Annotated in this window: 16 protein-coding genes; 7 read left to right on the top strand and 9 right to left on the bottom strand. The window is 43.9% G+C overall.

Annotation, left to right across the window (positions count from 1 at the left end; genetic code table 11):
• Window positions 1–148: 148 nt before the first annotated feature.
• The 6 genes from HUJ22_RS05760 to HUJ22_RS05735 form a co-directional block, all read right to left on the bottom strand.
• On the bottom strand, window positions 149–1,150 hold the full coding sequence (locus HUJ22_RS05760) for a hypothetical protein (protein WP_290875136.1): 1,002 nt from the start codon (window positions 1,148–1,150) through the stop codon (window positions 149–151).
• A gap of 92 nt (window positions 1,151–1,242) precedes the next feature.
• Window positions 1,243–1,764 carry a DUF2569 domain-containing protein gene (locus tag HUJ22_RS05755; RefSeq protein ID WP_290875134.1) on the bottom strand — a complete coding sequence of 174 codons (522 nt, stop codon included), beginning with the start codon at window positions 1,762–1,764 and terminating at the stop codon, window positions 1,243–1,245.
• Between the two features lie 47 nt (window positions 1,765–1,811).
• Window positions 1,812–2,282 carry a thioredoxin-like domain-containing protein gene (locus HUJ22_RS05750; protein ID WP_290875132.1) on the bottom strand — a complete coding sequence of 157 codons (471 nt, stop codon included), beginning with the start codon at window positions 2,280–2,282 and terminating at the stop codon, window positions 1,812–1,814.
• Window positions 2,283–2,358: 76 nt separating this feature from the next.
• Window positions 2,359–3,372 carry a 6-bladed beta-propeller gene (locus tag HUJ22_RS05745; RefSeq protein ID WP_290875130.1) on the bottom strand — a complete coding sequence of 338 codons (1,014 nt, stop codon included), beginning with the start codon at window positions 3,370–3,372 and terminating at the stop codon, window positions 2,359–2,361.
• Window positions 3,373–3,688: 316 nt separating this feature from the next.
• Window positions 3,689–5,002, bottom strand: a complete 1,314-nt coding sequence (locus HUJ22_RS05740) for an APC family permease (RefSeq protein WP_290875128.1) — start codon at window positions 5,000–5,002, stop codon at window positions 3,689–3,691.
• A 96-nt stretch (window positions 5,003–5,098) separates the two neighbouring features.
• Window positions 5,099–5,608: a hypothetical protein gene (locus HUJ22_RS05735; RefSeq protein WP_290875126.1), complete on the bottom strand. Its 510-nt coding sequence runs from the start codon at window positions 5,606–5,608 to the stop codon at window positions 5,099–5,101.
• 96 nt (window positions 5,609–5,704) lie between these two features.
• Here HUJ22_RS05735 and HUJ22_RS05730 point away from each other — a divergent pair, with 96 nt between their 5' ends.
• From HUJ22_RS05730 to HUJ22_RS05715, 4 genes are all read left to right on the top strand, one after another.
• Complete coding sequence (locus HUJ22_RS05730) at window positions 5,705–6,067, top strand: arsenate reductase family protein (RefSeq protein WP_290875124.1); 363 nt, start codon at window positions 5,705–5,707, stop codon at window positions 6,065–6,067.
• A 15-nt stretch (window positions 6,068–6,082) separates the two neighbouring features.
• Window positions 6,083–6,880, top strand: a complete 798-nt coding sequence (locus HUJ22_RS05725) for a DUF3108 domain-containing protein (RefSeq protein ID WP_290875122.1) — start codon at window positions 6,083–6,085, stop codon at window positions 6,878–6,880.
• Window positions 6,877–7,323 (top strand): dUTP diphosphatase, encoded by a 447-nt coding sequence (gene dut / locus HUJ22_RS05720; protein ID WP_290875120.1) that lies wholly within the window; start codon window positions 6,877–6,879, stop codon window positions 7,321–7,323. Before HUJ22_RS05725 ends, dut begins: the two co-directional genes overlap by 4 nt.
• A gap of 114 nt (window positions 7,324–7,437) precedes the next feature.
• Complete coding sequence (locus tag HUJ22_RS05715) at window positions 7,438–8,730, top strand: MFS transporter (protein WP_290875118.1); 1,293 nt, start codon at window positions 7,438–7,440, stop codon at window positions 8,728–8,730.
• Between the two features lie 78 nt (window positions 8,731–8,808).
• On the opposite strand, the gene HUJ22_RS05710 is transcribed toward HUJ22_RS05715, so the two are convergent.
• The 3 genes from HUJ22_RS05710 to HUJ22_RS05700 all read right to left on the bottom strand — a co-directional run bounded on the left by HUJ22_RS05710 (window position 8,809) and on the right by HUJ22_RS05700 (window position 14,273).
• Complete coding sequence (locus HUJ22_RS05710; protein ID WP_290875116.1) at window positions 8,809–11,163, bottom strand: DPP IV N-terminal domain-containing protein; 2,355 nt, start codon at window positions 11,161–11,163, stop codon at window positions 8,809–8,811.
• Window positions 11,164–11,305: 142 nt separating this feature from the next.
• A complete protein-coding gene (locus HUJ22_RS05705; RefSeq protein ID WP_290875114.1) occupies window positions 11,306–13,663 on the bottom strand; it encodes a DPP IV N-terminal domain-containing protein in 2,358 nt (785 codons plus the stop codon).
• Window positions 13,664–13,760: 97 nt separating this feature from the next.
• Window positions 13,761–14,273 (bottom strand): PH domain-containing protein, encoded by a 513-nt coding sequence (locus HUJ22_RS05700; protein ID WP_290875112.1) that lies wholly within the window; start codon window positions 14,271–14,273, stop codon window positions 13,761–13,763.
• A gap of 96 nt (window positions 14,274–14,369) precedes the next feature.
• On the opposite strand from HUJ22_RS05700, the gene HUJ22_RS05695 reads away from it, so the two are divergent.
• Genes HUJ22_RS05695 through HUJ22_RS05685 form a run of 3 tightly spaced genes read left to right on the top strand, consistent with a single transcriptional unit; the run spans window position 14,370 to window position 15,713 of the window.
• Window positions 14,370–15,026 carry a cytochrome c biogenesis protein gene (locus HUJ22_RS05695; protein WP_290875110.1) on the top strand — a complete coding sequence of 219 codons (657 nt, stop codon included), beginning with the start codon at window positions 14,370–14,372 and terminating at the stop codon, window positions 15,024–15,026.
• A 52-nt stretch (window positions 15,027–15,078) separates the two neighbouring features.
• Complete coding sequence (locus HUJ22_RS05690) at window positions 15,079–15,321, top strand: CcmD family protein (protein WP_290875108.1); 243 nt, start codon at window positions 15,079–15,081, stop codon at window positions 15,319–15,321.
• Window positions 15,318–15,713: a cytochrome c maturation protein CcmE gene (locus HUJ22_RS05685; protein ID WP_290875106.1), complete on the top strand. Its 396-nt coding sequence runs from the start codon at window positions 15,318–15,320 to the stop codon at window positions 15,711–15,713. Before HUJ22_RS05690 ends, HUJ22_RS05685 begins: the two co-directional genes overlap by 4 nt.
• Window positions 15,714–15,757 lie beyond the last annotated feature (44 nt).

The following is a 15,757-nucleotide window of genomic DNA, read 5'->3' as shown; positions in this document are numbered from 1 at the left end:
TTGTTTAGATAAAAAGAGTGAGGTGTTAGAAGGATGAGAAAAAGCCTCGGTGATCAATCAGGTGGTTGGTTTCGAATGGAGGGTATTGGGATCGGGGGGGGGCACTAGTGGCATTTCCGACTGGGTGGTTGTGGGGACGAGGGTAAACCTAAAAGAGATTCAAATCATCTTTAATATCTATGAAGAGCGGTTCACCATTCTTTTTTAATAACCAAGTATAAGTTTGTCCCTTTTTAGGTTGACAAATATCCAAAGGTAGTCTCAGTATATGAGACATTAAAATTGAATAATCATCGTCGTTCCAATCATCAAAAATAGGTTTTGAGCTAAAACCTTGTAATGGTAGCATGTGTGTTTCTACAGGGCCTTTTCCGGTTTGTGTATTTATAAATTTTGGGGTTCTATTCATAAGAATTCCCTTATATAAAATTTTTGCAGATAACTCTCTAAACTGTAAAGGATGTAGTTCTATTTTCTTATGTACATCAAGGTGATGTTCAATTTTTTTTGTGCTTTTACAGTCTTGTAATAAGGCAATTATTCCAATACCACCCATTCTGATTGATATAAATAGGGCATCCTGATTATCAATAAAGTCCCATTGTGATTCTAATTCTTTAGGCTTTTGAGTTTTAAATAAATAAATAGATGCTGGAAAAAAATTGGAAAACGCAATCTGACCTCGAATTCCTTGGAGGAACAGAAAGTGAGAGTAAAAAGAATCAAGATATTCAGGAGTAACTATTGTTCCTTTTTTTGGATCTGATCTGTCAAAATCCAGAAATAACTCACGATACATCATTCCAAAATAAATTTTACCGAGCCAATAGAATAATATCTCATCAGGTAACTCTGACATTGCCTCAAAGCCATTTTCGAAAGCTTTTTTTACTTCATTTTCAAATGGTCGTAAATGACGATTATTACAATTAAGGCAACATGGTATTGTGAGATTTCTATAAGGGAGTAGAGTGCCATTTAGCAGGGTGATCTTTTGATCCCATAAATTAAATTTGCGTTGTAGCCATTTTGGGATAACATGTTCTATAGTCCTGTTATCATCTGACAATTCACAGCCACAAAGGAAACAATTATCTGGCGTATATGAATGCTCTTCAATTTGCTTAAAAATGCCTGTTAGTTCAGTCATTTTATGTTTGATATTTTAAACAGGATTCCTTTTGATATTTGACCCAATTTGGAATTTTAAATCAAGGTTTGATCTGCTTTATAATGCTCAAATCAGCCGACGCTTTCAGCGGTCGGCTGCATTTTCTTGTTAGGACTCTTTTCTACGAAAGTCGCTTGGACTCTTTTCGAAACAAGCATGTAAGGGATCCAAATGACACCCGTTAAAAGTGATCTCAAGAACTCTTTTGTTGTGTCTGGATCAAACATTGGCACTCCAGGAAAGACTTTCGTAACAATCCAAGCATCCAAAGGAATAAATATCAATGATGCCGCTACAATGCCTATATATAGTTTTGGGAATAGATAGTGCTTGGAAAAGAACAAATATATTAGATAAATGGAAGCGGCAATCATTATAGTGTTAAATGTGATTTCACCTATCAATATACCACTAAAATAGGGGGTGTAAGCTTCAGATCCTTCTGTAGTTAACGCTTCCCAAGTGCCATTTTCAAAAATTGGCTTGTAAATTGGGATAAGCGTAACAAGCAATCTGATCGGGCTTATTACAACTCCGAGCCCTGCCAAAATTAGCCACCCACCTAACCCCTTTAATTCATTATTCTCTGTCATTCTCTGTCGTCCTATTTGGTTTGCTTGTTATACACATTGAACTCGATTTAGTCTAGTTTCATCTCAGCATTTGCCCAAGCAACGATTTCATCCCCACCCATTATGTTTTTGACGAATTCTCTGTTTTTTATTGTTTGAGTACCAAAGCCACCATCTTCGAACCTATCTTTAAAAATCATTATATGTGGAACTCCTGGAATTTCGGCTTTATTTAAATGTGCTAAAATAAGCTCATTATGATATCTGCTTCCCATTGAGGTCTCATCCCAATATTCATATTTCTGAATATATTTAATAGCCTCGTCCATATTCTCATCCATTGTAACCATCACAAGTTTTGTCTCAAACTCAGAGTGCAATGAATCGAAATTAGTCCTGATTACATCGATACTTTCAATTACATCTGGACGATTGCAAGGTCCGCAATCTGTTGCTCCGAAATAGAAAACGGTAAGTTGTTCTTGGGAAAATGCTGAAATAGATAGAAGTAGAAAAGATAGTGTAAGTATAGTTTTCATAAGACCTCACTATTGTTAAATGCGCATAACTAAACGCAAACGCGTCCGCTTGATTTGCATTGTTATAAATCAAAGATCAAGCTGGCATTTTAGTACGATAAATTTGACTTGTTTCAGAATCAATTAAGTAGAGTATGTTATTCCGCGAATCGAGAGTAAAATCGAAAAACACGAACTCATCATTCCTAATGTCAAAGATAGTTTCCAGATCTCCATCTTTATTCGTTTTAACCAAGTGTTGAGGGTAGTCATCCACAGGATACCATAACAGATATGGTTGATCATCTACAACTTTCATTGATAGGATATAACGTAATACAGGTACGCCACCTTGGCTTTCAGGTTCATGAGCACGTTCAACAACCTTTTCAAAAATAGCTTCATTCACAGGCATGTCGATTTCCTGATCCCAAAGTAAATCTCCCTGTTCTGTATATTTTTGAAGCCTACTGTAAACATTCAGAAAAACATACAAGTGATCATCACTGAAATACTTTGTGATCTCATTTTTCATCAAATCGGGTATCCCACCCCGTTGTAAAGTCCTTCTTTCAACTTCTAAATCCCCAGGCCTATATTCTTTTCCCATAGCTTCGCCAAAATAATATGTCGAATCACCATGTAGATCAACTAATCGGACAAGGGCGCCGTTTTTACCCATGCTCATCGTAAAATAAGATTCAGAATCTTTGACAGTGACATAAGATCGAAATATTCCTGTATCAAAATTAAAACTTTGAACACATCCTCCTTCATGGTTAAACTGATTAATGCGACGCTGATTAGAATCAACAACATATATTGCTTCATCAGATATCTGTAATTGCATGGCGCTAAGTGATTCACATGGCCCTCTTCCTTCGCCACCAAAACTGGTAATGATTTTTCCATTAATATCGAGAATATGTACTTTATTGGTCTGATTATCCAGCACAGCTACATTGCCATTCGGTAACGTCTCAATTTGAACAGGCCTGACCAAGCCGTGACGGTCGAAATCGGAAAACAATTCAAGGTTTTCAATTACAATCGATTCCCGATTATTAGTAGGATTTTCATTATCTGTTCTTTCACAGCTTGAAAGAAACATTATCCCCAAAAAAACTGATAGGAAGAGGCAGTGATTTTGTCTTAGCATATTTCAAAGATTTGTTCACTAATCGTTTATACTGATTTTTGATTTATAACATAATATTATCCAAACAAGGGGTTTGTTAGGGCGAGCAGAACAAAATCGCTCAAATCCGCTTCTTTGGTGTTTCTAATTCGCATAATCCCGAAAACCTTCACTAAAATAGTAACTTTCAAAGTAAAGTCAATTCAAGGTGTTAGCGGGAAAGGAAGGAGAGTAAATAGATTTACGAAAGATCGATGGACGATGAACCGATGGACGAATTTCTTTAGGGTTAGTTTTCCGCTTGTCGGCGGCCGAGGAAGTACAGTCCGGTTCCGATTGCAATAAAAAGGGCGGTCAGCCAGATGGAGTTGAAGGTGACCTGGAACATCAGCCAGATGCAGGCGAGGATGCCGAGGGCGGGAATGAGGTAGCCGCCTTTGAGGATGAAGCGGGATTGGCCGCGGAATTTGGGACGAAGTACCGGAACCGCTGCACAAGTGATGATAAATAGAAACAATCGGGACAGGACGGTCATGGCTGCTAAAACGGTAAAGGAACCCAGCGCCGCCCCGATAAAGGCAAAGACCCCGAAGAAGAGGACGGAGTTGGCGGGGGTTAAAAATTTCGGATGAACTTTCCCAAACCATTGGGGCAGCGAGCCTTCAATGGAAAGGGCATAGGTGAGTCGCGGCGTGGAAAAAATAGTACTCACCAGGTTCCCGGTCACCGAGGCAACCACGCCGATCATTAGGATAATGGCTCCGGTATTGCCAAACAGGGCGGCAGAGGCATCCAGCAAAGGAGAAGAGGAAGAGGCCAGATCAGGTACGGCAGACTGGGATACGAGCTGTATCATCATATAAAGCACGACGACCGAGCCTAATCCCAATAACAAAGCGAGGGGCATATCGCGCTCGGGTTTTTTGGCTTCGCCGGCGGGGACCACCGCTCCTTCAAATCCCACAAAAGCATAGATCAATAAGAGGGCCGCCGCACCCAGATCACCAACCGGGGGAACGGGGGTTTCAAACGAAGGCATAACTTCCGAACCTAACATCACCAATCCCCCGAAGACCAAAAAGATCAGTACCGAAAATTTGAGGACGGTAAAGAGGGCGAGGGAGCGGATGGATTCTACGGAACCCAGTACATTGATGAGGGTCAGTCCGCCGATGATAAAGGCCAGGGAGATCAGCCGGCCGGTTCCTTCTGCAGCCGGTTCAAAAAAGTAGGCGATGCTGTCGGTGAGCAGTACGGAGTTGGCGGCAAAGGAGATGATCCTTGCTACATAAAACAACCATCCCGCCTGAAAACCGATGAAGGGCCCAAAAGCCGCCGTCCCGTATTTGATGGGCCCGCCGGTACCGCGGAAGTAGCTGCCCAGTTCTGCAAAGGAGAGGATGACGGGGAGCATCAGCAGGGCGCAAATGACGTAAATCCAGACGCTGTATTCTCCGGCGAGCTCAGCGGCACCGCTTGGAAGGCCAAAAATCCCGGCTCCGATAAAACCGTTTACCACCAACAACCACAGCCCCCAAAGACCGAGTTTTCGGGGAAGCTTTTCCTGAGATCCTGAAACGGTCACATCATCTTTTATTTCCATCTCGGGAAGGTATTGAATTTTGGTGGGGAGGTTTTGAATGCAAAGCCCAGTAACCGACTCATTTCAATGTTCCTTGTTCGGCGTTCAATGTTCTACTCACTCCACCATAATATCGCCGTAGGAAATCATCTGTTGGTTGCCGTCGAAAATAAATACCCGGTGCAGGCCCCGTGCTCCTTCCGGACTTCCCTGAAACCCAAACTCAATGGGATTGATGGTGAAGGTCGTTAACCCCTGATCTAAAGTTTCAAACCTTTCATAAAGAGGAGGTGATTTCAAGGTCCCATCGTTATTCCGGGTCACGACGAACAGGCCATTGATAGATTGTTGTACCGATATTACCTCAATCTCAAAATTGACAGGCTGATCCGTTGTGACGGGATTGGGAAACGGGGGGTTGACTCGAACTGTTCCCTGATAAAGGGGGGAAATACGCCAGTCGTCCGGATCCTCTGATTGCACTTCTCCTTGAAAATTGGTCTCGGTATAACCGGCCGGAGCCGAATAGGCTTCTTTCTCAAATTTAACCTGGTCATCATTGCGGCTGCAGCTCATCAGGGAGACAGATACCAGCAAAAAGATCATAAAAGATTTAAAGTGTGACATAAAAGGCACGAATCGGGTGTTCATTACGTTCGAATTTCAGGAAACAAACCGTATCTTCAGACAGGAAAAATACAAAACATTCACCATAATCATACGATGCTTCATATAGTTGGGATTAATAATTGTAATAAGATCAGAGACACCAAAAAATGGATGGAAGAGCAAGGGGTAGAATTTGAGTTTATTGACGTAAAGAAAGCCCCGCTCACCCGTGAAGAGCTTAAAGAGCTGGAATTTAAAGTGGGACTGGATGTTTTGATTAATAAAAGGGGAAGGAAGTGGCGTGACCTCGGACTGGCTGAAAAAGACCTTTCGGAAGAGGAATTATTTGAGCAGTTGCTGGAGCATCAGACCATGATTAAGCGCCCGGTTTTAATTAAAGATGAATCCGTATTGGTAGGCTATGACGAGGAATCGTTTGAAGCCTTTATCTCGGAAGAACCTGATGAGGAGAAGTAAGGCAACAGGCATCTTATGAAAAAATTTCTGCTGTCGATACTTTTATTTCTGCTTCCTGCCGTGGTTTTTGCGCAGCATGATTTCCCGTCAGACAAGACACATCCGCCCGATATGGAGGATTTGTTTTCAGTGAAAGAAACGTTTCGGTACGAAGTTAAATACGGGTTTTTAAAACTGGGCTGGGTGGAAGTGAAATTACTCAGCGATTCCCTTTACCAGGACCAGGAACGAAAACGGCTGCTAACTGAAATTACCTCTAATTCGTCCATTCCCTTTATGGGAAAGGAGCTGGACCGGTTTTACAGCCTATTTTATGTGAACGAGGACGGACTTCCGGTGGAATCGAAGTATTGGAAGGACAATGTTGACGAAGGAGAGTACGGTGAAATACAGTATTGGTTTGAGCGGGACGTGGGGAAGGTATTTTATCTTGAGGAAGATGATACCCGCGATACCCTGGACCTGGAGGACCCGGCTACTTCGGGTCACCTGATTTTTTACTTCTCCCGGTTGTTTGCCGGTACTGAAGAGGATTTCAAACTCCCGGTGTATGTGACCAAGAAGAAGGGCTACATCTACGGGAAGAACTCAACCAAGAAAGAGGAACGAAATTATGAGCCTTTTGACGGTCCGATTATGGCCTATAAGATGAAAGGTTCAACGGAAAATATTGAGGGGCCTTTTGGTTTTTCAGGAGATTTCAGGGCCTGGTTTTTGGATGATGACCTGAGGGTTCCGCTGGAGGCCCGTGTAAAGGTGCTTTGGGGAAATGTAATTGTACGAATGATTGAATACACACGCGAAGAACTATGAAACAAGTATTGATTAAGAAACTGGATCACGCCAAAGACCTTCCATTGCCTAATTATGAGTCGGTATCGGCCGCCGGGATGGATTTACGTGCTGCCGTTGAAACGCCCATCGTTATTAAGCCCGGGGAACGGAAAATGATTCCAACCGGGCTGCAAATGGCTTTGCCTGAAGGGTATGAAGCCCAGGTTCGTCCTCGCAGCGGACTGGCAATTCGCAACGGCATCACCATGTTGAATACGCCCGGAACCATAGATGCTGATTACAGGGGAGAACTAAAAGTGATTGTCATCAACCATGGGGAAGAGGAATTTGTGGTAAACCATGGCGACCGCATTGCTCAAATGGTGATTGCTCCCGTTACCCAATTTCCCGTGGTGGAAGTGGACGAGCTGGATGAAACGGATCGCGGCGAAGGCGGGTTTGGCAGCACCGGGGTGGAGTGATCGAACATTGAACATCGAACAGGGAACATTCGACATCGAACTTTGAAGAACCTCCAAGGTTGGTTGAACAACGAAATTAAATAAGAAAAAGCTGACAGCTGAAAGCTAGTAAGCATGCTAAAAAACCTTCGTCCGTATCTAACCCTCATTAAAGAAAATCACGACTTTCGGCGCCTGTGGATGGCACAGTCGGTATCGAATTTCGGAGATTGGTTTGGGCTGCTGGCGCTGTATGCGATTATAGCGAGATATTCGGATTCGGAATTTCTTCTGGGGCTCATTATTGTCGTAAAGATGCTGAGCCTTGCTTTTTCTTCGCCTTTTGCCGGGTACCTGGCCGACCGTTTTAACCGAAGGCAGCTGATGATTTGGTGTGACCTGTTGCGGGCGATTGCCGTGCTGGGGATTATCCTGGTTCAGTCTGCCTCTTTGCTGTGGCTGGCTTATGTACTCACAGCAGTACAAATGATGCTTTCAGCTGTTTTTGAGCCGGCCAAGACTTCTTCTATCCCCAATGTGACTTCCGAAGCCAATCTTACCAATGCCAATATCATATCCACGGCTACATGGAGTATCATTTTTACCACGGGAATGGCCATTGGGGGGTTTGCAACCGAGTGGCTGGGAACCGATCTGGTGTTGATCCTGGATGCATTGACCTATGTACTTTCCGCATGGTTTGTGTACCGGGCCACGATTCCCCAAAAGAGATTGTCAAAAGAGGAGATGTACCGGACGCGCAACCCGTTGAAGGGGATCAGGGAAGGGTTGAGTTATTTGCTGGCAAACCGGCAGATTTTACGGCCTTCGTTAGCCAAGGGGACCTCCACCGTGTTTTTGGGAGGATTGGTTTATCTGCTCATCATCGTCAGTGAGGAAGTGCTGATGATGGGAAGCATCGGGCTGGGTTTATTGTATGCTGCCCGCGGTTTTGGAACGGGAATCGGGCCTATCATCGGCCGGCGGTTATTCAGTGATGAAAAAGACTGGGTGATGGTGATGGGGTTGGCTATCACTTTTTGCGGGTTGATGTATATGGTGGTCGGGATGGTGGATGAACTCGCATTGATGCTGATATTTGTGCTTTTGGCACATTCCGCTTCCGGCGCCAACTGGGTAACCAGTACCGTACTCTTACAAAAGCGAACCAAGGATACTTTCCGGGGACGGATATTCAGTACGGAATGGCTGTTATTTACGATTGGAAGCTCTGTTTCTACCGTTATTGCTTCTTTAATCCTTGAAACCGGACTGATGACGGTGAAGCCGCTCATTATGGTGTACGGCGGTATCATGGCGCTTGGGGGGATCTTCTGGAGCTTTACCATCACCCAAAACGAAAAAGAATACCAGGAAGGGTTGGAAACATCGAACATCCAACGCAGAACTCCGAACGCTGAATTTTAGCAGACTGATTTAGCAAAAAAAACGCCGAAGCAGTAACCCACTTCAGCGTAGGATGTTCTTTATTCCTTGTTCGATGTTCTATTCATCTTCGGGAAGGTTGAAGTTTACATTGGTACGGTAATCTCCCAGCAAATGCTCGGCGAAGTAGTACCACTTCTGACGCTCAAAATAAGGCTGATAAGGTCCGAAGCCATGACGGCGGCCGGGCAGAATCATCATATCAAATCGCTTACCGGCTTTAATAAGGGCATCTGCCAGCCGCAGTGTATTGGCAGGATGCACGTTATTATCCATATCGCCGTGAACCAGCAGGAGGTGCCCTTTCAAGTTCTCAGCCAGCGCAGGGTTTGTCTCGATGGGTGCATCAAATGTAATCTCTTCCTTTTCCACTTCAACACTGTCTTCGTTCATTTCTTTAACCATTTTCCGGTTTTCTTTTACCCCGTTGTGAACTTCACTCCACCAAATGTTATAGATGTTATTATCGTGATTACCGGCTGAGGAAACAGCTACATCATAAAAATCGGGATAGGTAAGAAGCGCGGCTGTACTCATGAATCCCCCGCCGGAATGCCCGAAAATTCCCACTTTATTTTGGTTGATGAAAGAGTGGCGTGTTGCCAGCTGCTCAATACCATACTTGTTATCTGCCAAAGGATAGTCTCTGAGATCTCCATATCCGTAATTATGATAATACTTGGAGCGTATCGGACTTCCGCCCCGGTTTCCAAATGCCACTACCACAAATCCAAGCTGCGATAAGGCTTGATTTCTGCCTGTTGATCCCGTGACGGAAAAACTGGTAGGGAAAGGTTCAGTCTGTGGTCCCGGGTACACGTAAGCGATGATCGGATAACTTTTTGTTGAATCGAAGTCAAAAGGCTTCCACATTACCCCGTAAAGATCGGTGGCTCCGTCTGCGGCTTTAAGCTTGAATTCTTCCGGAGCTTGCCATCCAATATTTTCGGCCGGCTTCATATCTACTTGTTGCAGCTGTAGCGTGACCTCTCCGGATGCATTTCGAATCACAGTGGTTGTTGGCTGATCTACTTTTGAGTAGTTGTCGACAAAGTAATTACCCTTCTCGGATTCTGAGATGTTGTGATTGGCATCTTCAGGGGTGAGATGCCTGAATCTGGATCCGTCAAAACGGACTGAGTACAGGTTTTCGAAGTATGGGTTTTGGCCGGCTTCACGTCCGTAAGCAGAGAAGTAGATGGTTTGCGCGGTGGTGTCAATTTTGGCAATATCACCCACGGTATAGTAGCCTGTTGTTATGGCGTTTTTCAAATTACCCTCACTGTCATATCGATAAAGCTGTCCCCAGCCGGTGCGTTCGCTCCACCAGATGAATTCTTCTCCTTCATTTATAATAGCAAGCTGAGCATACCGGGTATTGAAGTAGGGTTTGCTTTCTTCTGAGAAAAGCACCTCTGTTTCTCCGGTTGCAGTGTTGGCTTTTATTACATCAATCTTGCTCCATGTTCGGTCCCTTCGTAAGATGTAAAGATAATCTGACCTCTCGGTTTCAAAGATCCCCCCGTCATTAAAATATGCACCGCCAAGAGATTGATCCTCCCATTTGTCGGTATCAAGGGTTACGGAAGTTTGTGCCTCAGGGTCAAACACCTTGATCTCATCAATATAAATGTCTTCCTCACCCGGCATGGAGTATTTGTAGGTCTCAAGTGAAGGCCTTTCTCCCGAAGAATCTATTACCCAAAGTTCGTCCACTTTTCGTTTGTCTTGTCGTTTGACCCACAATTTTTGGGAGTCTTCAAACCAATTTGCTCTTGCTGCGAGCCTTTTGTTGGAGGTAGTATCACCATCCTGAGCTTGATAGCTGAACCATCGTTCACCGTCGTCAGTAAGCTGAATTTCGGTACTGTCCTCATCATTAGCACGCATCACATAAAGATTGTGATCTTTTGCAAAAGCGATCCAGGTGCTGTCAGGGGAGAAGTTGGCCCAATCCTCTTCTTTTTCTTCGCTGAGGGAATCCCCCTTGATGAGTTGATTTCCATTCAGGTTGTAGGTGAACTCAATGCTATCTACATGAAAAGTGAAGCGTTCTTTATCAGTATTATACTCAAAATCCTTTAAGTCGAGATCTTTGGCATTGAAAGGGCGGTTGAATATCTCAGCAAGCTGAGCGGCCATTTCCTCCTGATCGAACAGCATTCGCTGAGAAGGACGGGCTGCATTAACAAAGTACCAGTTCTTGCCTTCGGCATTTTCGTAGGTGTACCAGAATTGATCGGTGTCCTCGATCCATCTCGGATAGACAGAAGTACTGCCGATTAATTTCTCCATTTTTTCGCCGGTGAATCTTTCGGCAGCCTCAAAATTGGCTTTTTGAGCCAGTGAAATGGATGTGAAGCAAAAGAAGAAAAGTAAAAGTGGTAATAGGGTTTTAATTGATTGACTGAGCATGAGACAGAGGTATTTAGTTGGTTGACTGAATTAAAGAGTCTTTATTGTAAAGTATGCAGTTTGTGATATATCATTTTAAATAAAAATGCCGAAGCAGTAACCCACTTCGGCGTTGGATGTTCTTTATTCCTTGTTCGATGTTCTACTCATCTTCGGGAAGGTTGAAGTCAACATTGGTCTTATAGTCACCCAGCAGGTGCTGTGCAAAATAGTACCATTTTTGACGTTCAAAGTAAGGCTGATAAGGCCCGAAGCCATGACGGCGGCCGGGCAGAATCATCATATCAAATCGCTTACCGGCTTTAATGAGGGCATCTGCCAGTCGAAGCGTATTGGCAGGGTGTACATTGTTGTCAATGTTTCCATGGACCAACAACAAATGTCCCTTGAGGTTCTTAGCCAGTTCAGGATTTGATGCACTTTTGCCGTCAAAAGTAATTTCTTCTTTTTCCACTTCAACGCTGTCTTCGGTCATTTCTTTAATCGTCTTCCGCTTCTCTTTCACCCCGTGATGGGTTTCGCTCCACCAGGTATTGTAGATATTATTGTCGTGGTTTCCGGCTGAAGAAACAGCGACATCATAAAAATCGGGATAGGTGAGCAGGGCCGCGGTACTCATGAATCCACCGCCGGAATGGCCGAAGATCCCCACTTTATCCTGGTTGATAAAAGAGTGGCGTGCTGCCAGTTGTTCAATACCGTATTTGTTATCCGCCAGTGGGTAATCTCTTAAATTTCCATACCCGTAGGTGTGATAATAGCGGGAGCGAAGCGGGCTTCCGCCACGGTTTCCGAATGCCACCACCACAAAGCCCAGTTGTGCCAGTGCCTGATTTCTTCCGGTATAGCCGGTTAATGAAAAGCTGGTGGGGAAGGGTTCGGTTTGCGGCCCCGGATATACGTAAGAGATGATGGGATAGTTTTTGGTGGAGTCAAAGTCGAAAGGTTTCCACATCACCCCGTATAAATCAGTAACACCGTCGGCGGCTTTGATTTTAAATTCTTCCGGAGCTTCCCACCCGATTTCCCTTGCAGCGCTCATGTCAACTTCCTGCAGGGTCAGCGTAATTCTACCGTTTCCATCCCGGATAACAGATTTCGTAGGTTCATTCACCCTGGAGAAGTTATCTACAAAGTAATTGCCTTCATCGGATTCGGAGATACTGTGGTCGGCGTTTTCAGGGGTGAGGTGCTTGAAGTTGGACCCGTCAAATTTTACGCTGTATAAGTGCTCGTAATAAGGATGGTCGCCGTCTCTGCCATAGCCTTCAAAGAAGATAGTTTGAGCGGTAGTATCAATTTTAACCACATCACCCACTACAAAGTTGCCGGAGGTAATTTGATTTTTGAGGTTTCCTTCCGAATCATACCGATATAATTGTCCCCAGCCGGTTCGCTCACTCCACCAGATATATTCTTCACCGTCATTGATAATACCCAGATATTGAAAACTCCAGTTGAAATATGGCTTGCTGGTCTCGCTAAGCAGGACTTCCGTTTCCCCGGTTTCGGTATCCCCGATAAGGATATCTGCTTTATCTGAAGTTCGGTTTTCGCGGTAGATGTAGAGTTTATCGGAGCTGTTGGCCCGGTAATCTCCGGTCTGGTGATTTCCGTAGTTGGCGTTTAAAGTCTGATCTTCCCATTTGTCGGTATCCATGCGGATGCGCTCCCGGCTTGCGATATCAATTACCTCAATGTGATCAATGCCGATTTCATCTTCGCCGGGCATGCCGTATTTATAAGTCTCAAGGGTTGGGCGCTTATCCAGGGTATTAATCACCCAAAGCTCTCCGACTTCCCGTGCATCTGTTCTGGATACATATATTTTCTGCTCGTCATCAAAAAAGCGGGCTCGCGATCTCAGCCGTTCATTACTTGTGGTATCCCCGTGGTCGGCTTGATAGCTGAACCATCGCTCACCGTCTTCGGTAAGCTGAATTTCGGTACTGTCGGGATCATCAGACCGCATAATGTACAGGTTGTGATCTTTAGCAAAAGCGATATAGGTGCTGTCAGAAGAGTACGTTGCCCAAGTCTCCCGCTCTTCTTTCTGCAGGGAATCCCCTTTAATCAGGTCGTTGCCATTGATATTATAAGTAAACTCAATGCTGTCAACGTGGAAGGTGAACCGCTCCCTGTCGGTATCATATTCAAAATCTTTTAAGTCTAAATCTTTGGCATTGAAAGGGCGCTCAAAAATTTCAGTCAGTTGCGAAGCCATGTCTTCCTGGTCAAAAAGGAGTCGCTGGTTGGGGCGGGCAGCATTTACGAAATACCAGTTTTTACCTGCTTCATTTTCATAGGTGTACCAAAAATTGTCGGTGTCTTCAATCCACCGGGGATAAACGGAAGTATTGCCGATCAGTTTTTCCATTTTCTCACTGGTAAAACGTTCGGCGGCCTCAAAATTAGCTTGCTGGGCAAAACTTTGAGAAAAAGTAAACATAGCGAAGTATACGGGCAGCGCGACCCATTTGAGCAGAGTAGAAGTATTCATGAGAGAGACTTAGAATTTATATTAGGCGAGAAATAAACGATTTAATTTTGTAAAACGATGGTAAATAATAATGATAAAAGAAAACTCATAGCTTTTTTTAAGAACCTTGCAGGTTTTTACGCTCTTTTTCGAAATCTTCATCACTCATAAGCCCCTGTTGCCAAAGGCCGGTCAGGTAGTCCAGGCGATCCATGGTGCCGGGATTGTATTGGCTTTTTCGCGGTTTGGCCTGTTTTTTTGCTTCCAGCCGTTTGAGTTCAGCTTCTACTGCTTTTTCGATGGAATCCGCTATGTATTCTGGATTTTCTAGTCCAATAAGCTCAATTTCACGTCCCCGTGTTTTCAAGGTGACGGTCCCTACACCGAAGCGTGATTCTCCGGGCGTGGCTTGACGTATATCGGCCAGGTCAATATTCCGGGAATAATTTCCTTTCACCACAGTAATTTTTCGATTGGTAATTTTATAGGAAATGCCGGCGTGTTTTTTCCGGGTTTTCCATAACAGAATGATTCCGATGAGTACGGGAACTAAAATTACTCCAAAGATATATCTCCAAAAAAAAGCTTTCCAGGAGGGAGTCAGAGTGATGGATTTTTCGGTTTGGGTCATAGATAACTTTTACAGATTATATACTCAGATTATCAAGGTGAAATTCGTATATTTTGAATCTAAAACGTAGCCATAGTTAATAAAATTCACACACTCTTGAAAGTCTGGAAATACGTAGTAGCCATTTGGATGACACTTGTCATCTCTGCCGGTTTTTTAATTTACATTCCTGAAATCCCCATCCTCGAACAAACGGCGCGTAATATCTTTTTTCACGTGCCTATGTGGATGACCATGTTTGTGCTTTTCATCTTGAGTTTTTGGTACAGCATCAAATACCTGAATACTCCAAATATTGAGTATGATATTAAAGCTTCCTCGGCCGCCAGTGTGGGAGTGGCGTTTGGCGTTTGCGGACTGCTGACCGGTTCGCTTTGGGCGCGTTTTACCTGGGGTTCGTGGTGGACATTCGCCGAACCCAAAATGAATTTAGCGGCCTTGGCACTGATGATTTATGTGGCTTATTTCGTGCTCCGCTCTGCCTTTGATGACCGTGATAAACGCGCAAAACTTTCGGCAGTGTATAATATTTTTGCTGTTACCACTATTCCGTTTTTGCTGTATGTGGTCCCCCGGCAACTGACAAGCCTGCATCCCGGTGCCGACGGAAATCCCGCTTTTAGTGAAATTACAGCCGATGAATTGCGGTTTGTGTTATATCCGGCATTTATAGGATTTATTGCACTGGGCTATTGGATATATGATATCCATTTCCGTTACAACAAGGTGAAATTGGAAGTGGAGAATTCGTAATTTATACGAAATTGGGCTGAAGCCAAATAATCAAAAAAAAGTATCATAATTAATGCAAGAAGATTCACTCGCCGTCGTTGACACGCTGACCAATGCTTATTCCGATCAATGGAGTGGCGCAACCGGGGCAGAAGAAGCCGGCGCATTTATTCAATTTATGTCCTCAAACGAACTTATGTACGTTGTACTGGGAGTGAGCCTGATCATTTGGCTGGTACTCCTGTTTTTTCTTTTCCGGGTAGACAAAAAAGTGACCAAACTGGAAGAACAAATTAAAACAAACCAAGAAGCATGAAACCGAAACTGATAATTGGCATTATAGCCATTGTAGGATTTACTTCCTTGCTGATGTATAATTTTGGCGAAAGCATCAGCACTTATACCACTTTTGAAGGAGCGGAAAATCAGAGCAGTGCTCATATTCCGGGTACCTGGGATGAAGAGAAGGGGGCTGAGTTCTCTTTGGAAACCAAACGATTTACTTTCTATATGAAAGATGAAGACGGAGTTTCAAAGAAAGTTGTTTATCCCAAACCAAAACCGAATAATTTTGAAGACGCTGATCAATTGGTGGTCATAGGGGAAATGCGCGGAGATATATTTTATGCAAATGAAATGTTGATGAAATGTCCTTCCAAGTACAATGACAATGATCCCGGACAATTCACAAAAGCCTCTGACAGTTAATTTTTTTTACTGCGCTAATAAATTTCCAAATCTACTCTCTCAAT

This window comes from Gracilimonas sp. (assembly GCF_014762685.1).
Taxonomy (GTDB): Bacteria; Bacteroidota; Rhodothermia; order Balneolales; family Balneolaceae; genus Gracilimonas.
The sequence above is the reverse complement of the archived record's forward strand: the minus strand, read 5'-3'. Positions and strand labels throughout refer to the sequence as shown.

Bases quoted from the DNA above. Each gene is read 5' to 3' on its own strand.
- HUJ22_RS05760 (WP_290875136.1), bottom strand. From the start codon at position 1,150: ATGACTGAACTAACAGGCATTTTTAAGCAAATTGAAGAGCATTCATAT.
- HUJ22_RS05755 (WP_290875134.1), bottom strand. From the start codon at position 1,764: ATGACAGAGAATAATGAATTAAAGGGGTTAGGTGGGTGGCTAATTTTG.
- HUJ22_RS05750 (WP_290875132.1), bottom strand. From the start codon at position 2,282: ATGAAAACTATACTTACACTATCTTTTCTACTTCTATCTATTTCAGCA.
- HUJ22_RS05745 (WP_290875130.1), bottom strand. From the start codon at position 3,372: ATGTTTCTTTCAAGCTGTGAAAGAACAGATAATGAAAATCCTACTAAT.
- HUJ22_RS05740 (WP_290875128.1), bottom strand. From the start codon at position 5,002: ATGGAAATAAAAGATGATGTGACCGTTTCAGGATCTCAGGAAAAGCTT.
- HUJ22_RS05735 (WP_290875126.1), bottom strand. From the start codon at position 5,608: ATGTCACACTTTAAATCTTTTATGATCTTTTTGCTGGTATCTGTCTCC.
- HUJ22_RS05730 (WP_290875124.1), top strand. From the start codon at position 5,705: ATGCTTCATATAGTTGGGATTAATAATTGTAATAAGATCAGAGACACC.
- HUJ22_RS05725 (WP_290875122.1), top strand. From the start codon at position 6,083: ATGAAAAAATTTCTGCTGTCGATACTTTTATTTCTGCTTCCTGCCGTG.
- dut (WP_290875120.1), top strand. From the start codon at position 6,877: ATGAAACAAGTATTGATTAAGAAACTGGATCACGCCAAAGACCTTCCA.
- HUJ22_RS05715 (WP_290875118.1), top strand. From the start codon at position 7,438: ATGCTAAAAAACCTTCGTCCGTATCTAACCCTCATTAAAGAAAATCAC.
- HUJ22_RS05710 (WP_290875116.1), bottom strand. From the start codon at position 11,163: ATGCTCAGTCAATCAATTAAAACCCTATTACCACTTTTACTTTTCTTC.
- HUJ22_RS05705 (WP_290875114.1), bottom strand. From the start codon at position 13,663: ATGAATACTTCTACTCTGCTCAAATGGGTCGCGCTGCCCGTATACTTC.
- HUJ22_RS05700 (WP_290875112.1), bottom strand. From the start codon at position 14,273: ATGACCCAAACCGAAAAATCCATCACTCTGACTCCCTCCTGGAAAGCT.
- HUJ22_RS05690 (WP_290875108.1), top strand. From the start codon at position 15,079: ATGCAAGAAGATTCACTCGCCGTCGTTGACACGCTGACCAATGCTTAT.
- HUJ22_RS05685 (WP_290875106.1), top strand. From the start codon at position 15,318: ATGAAACCGAAACTGATAATTGGCATTATAGCCATTGTAGGATTTACT.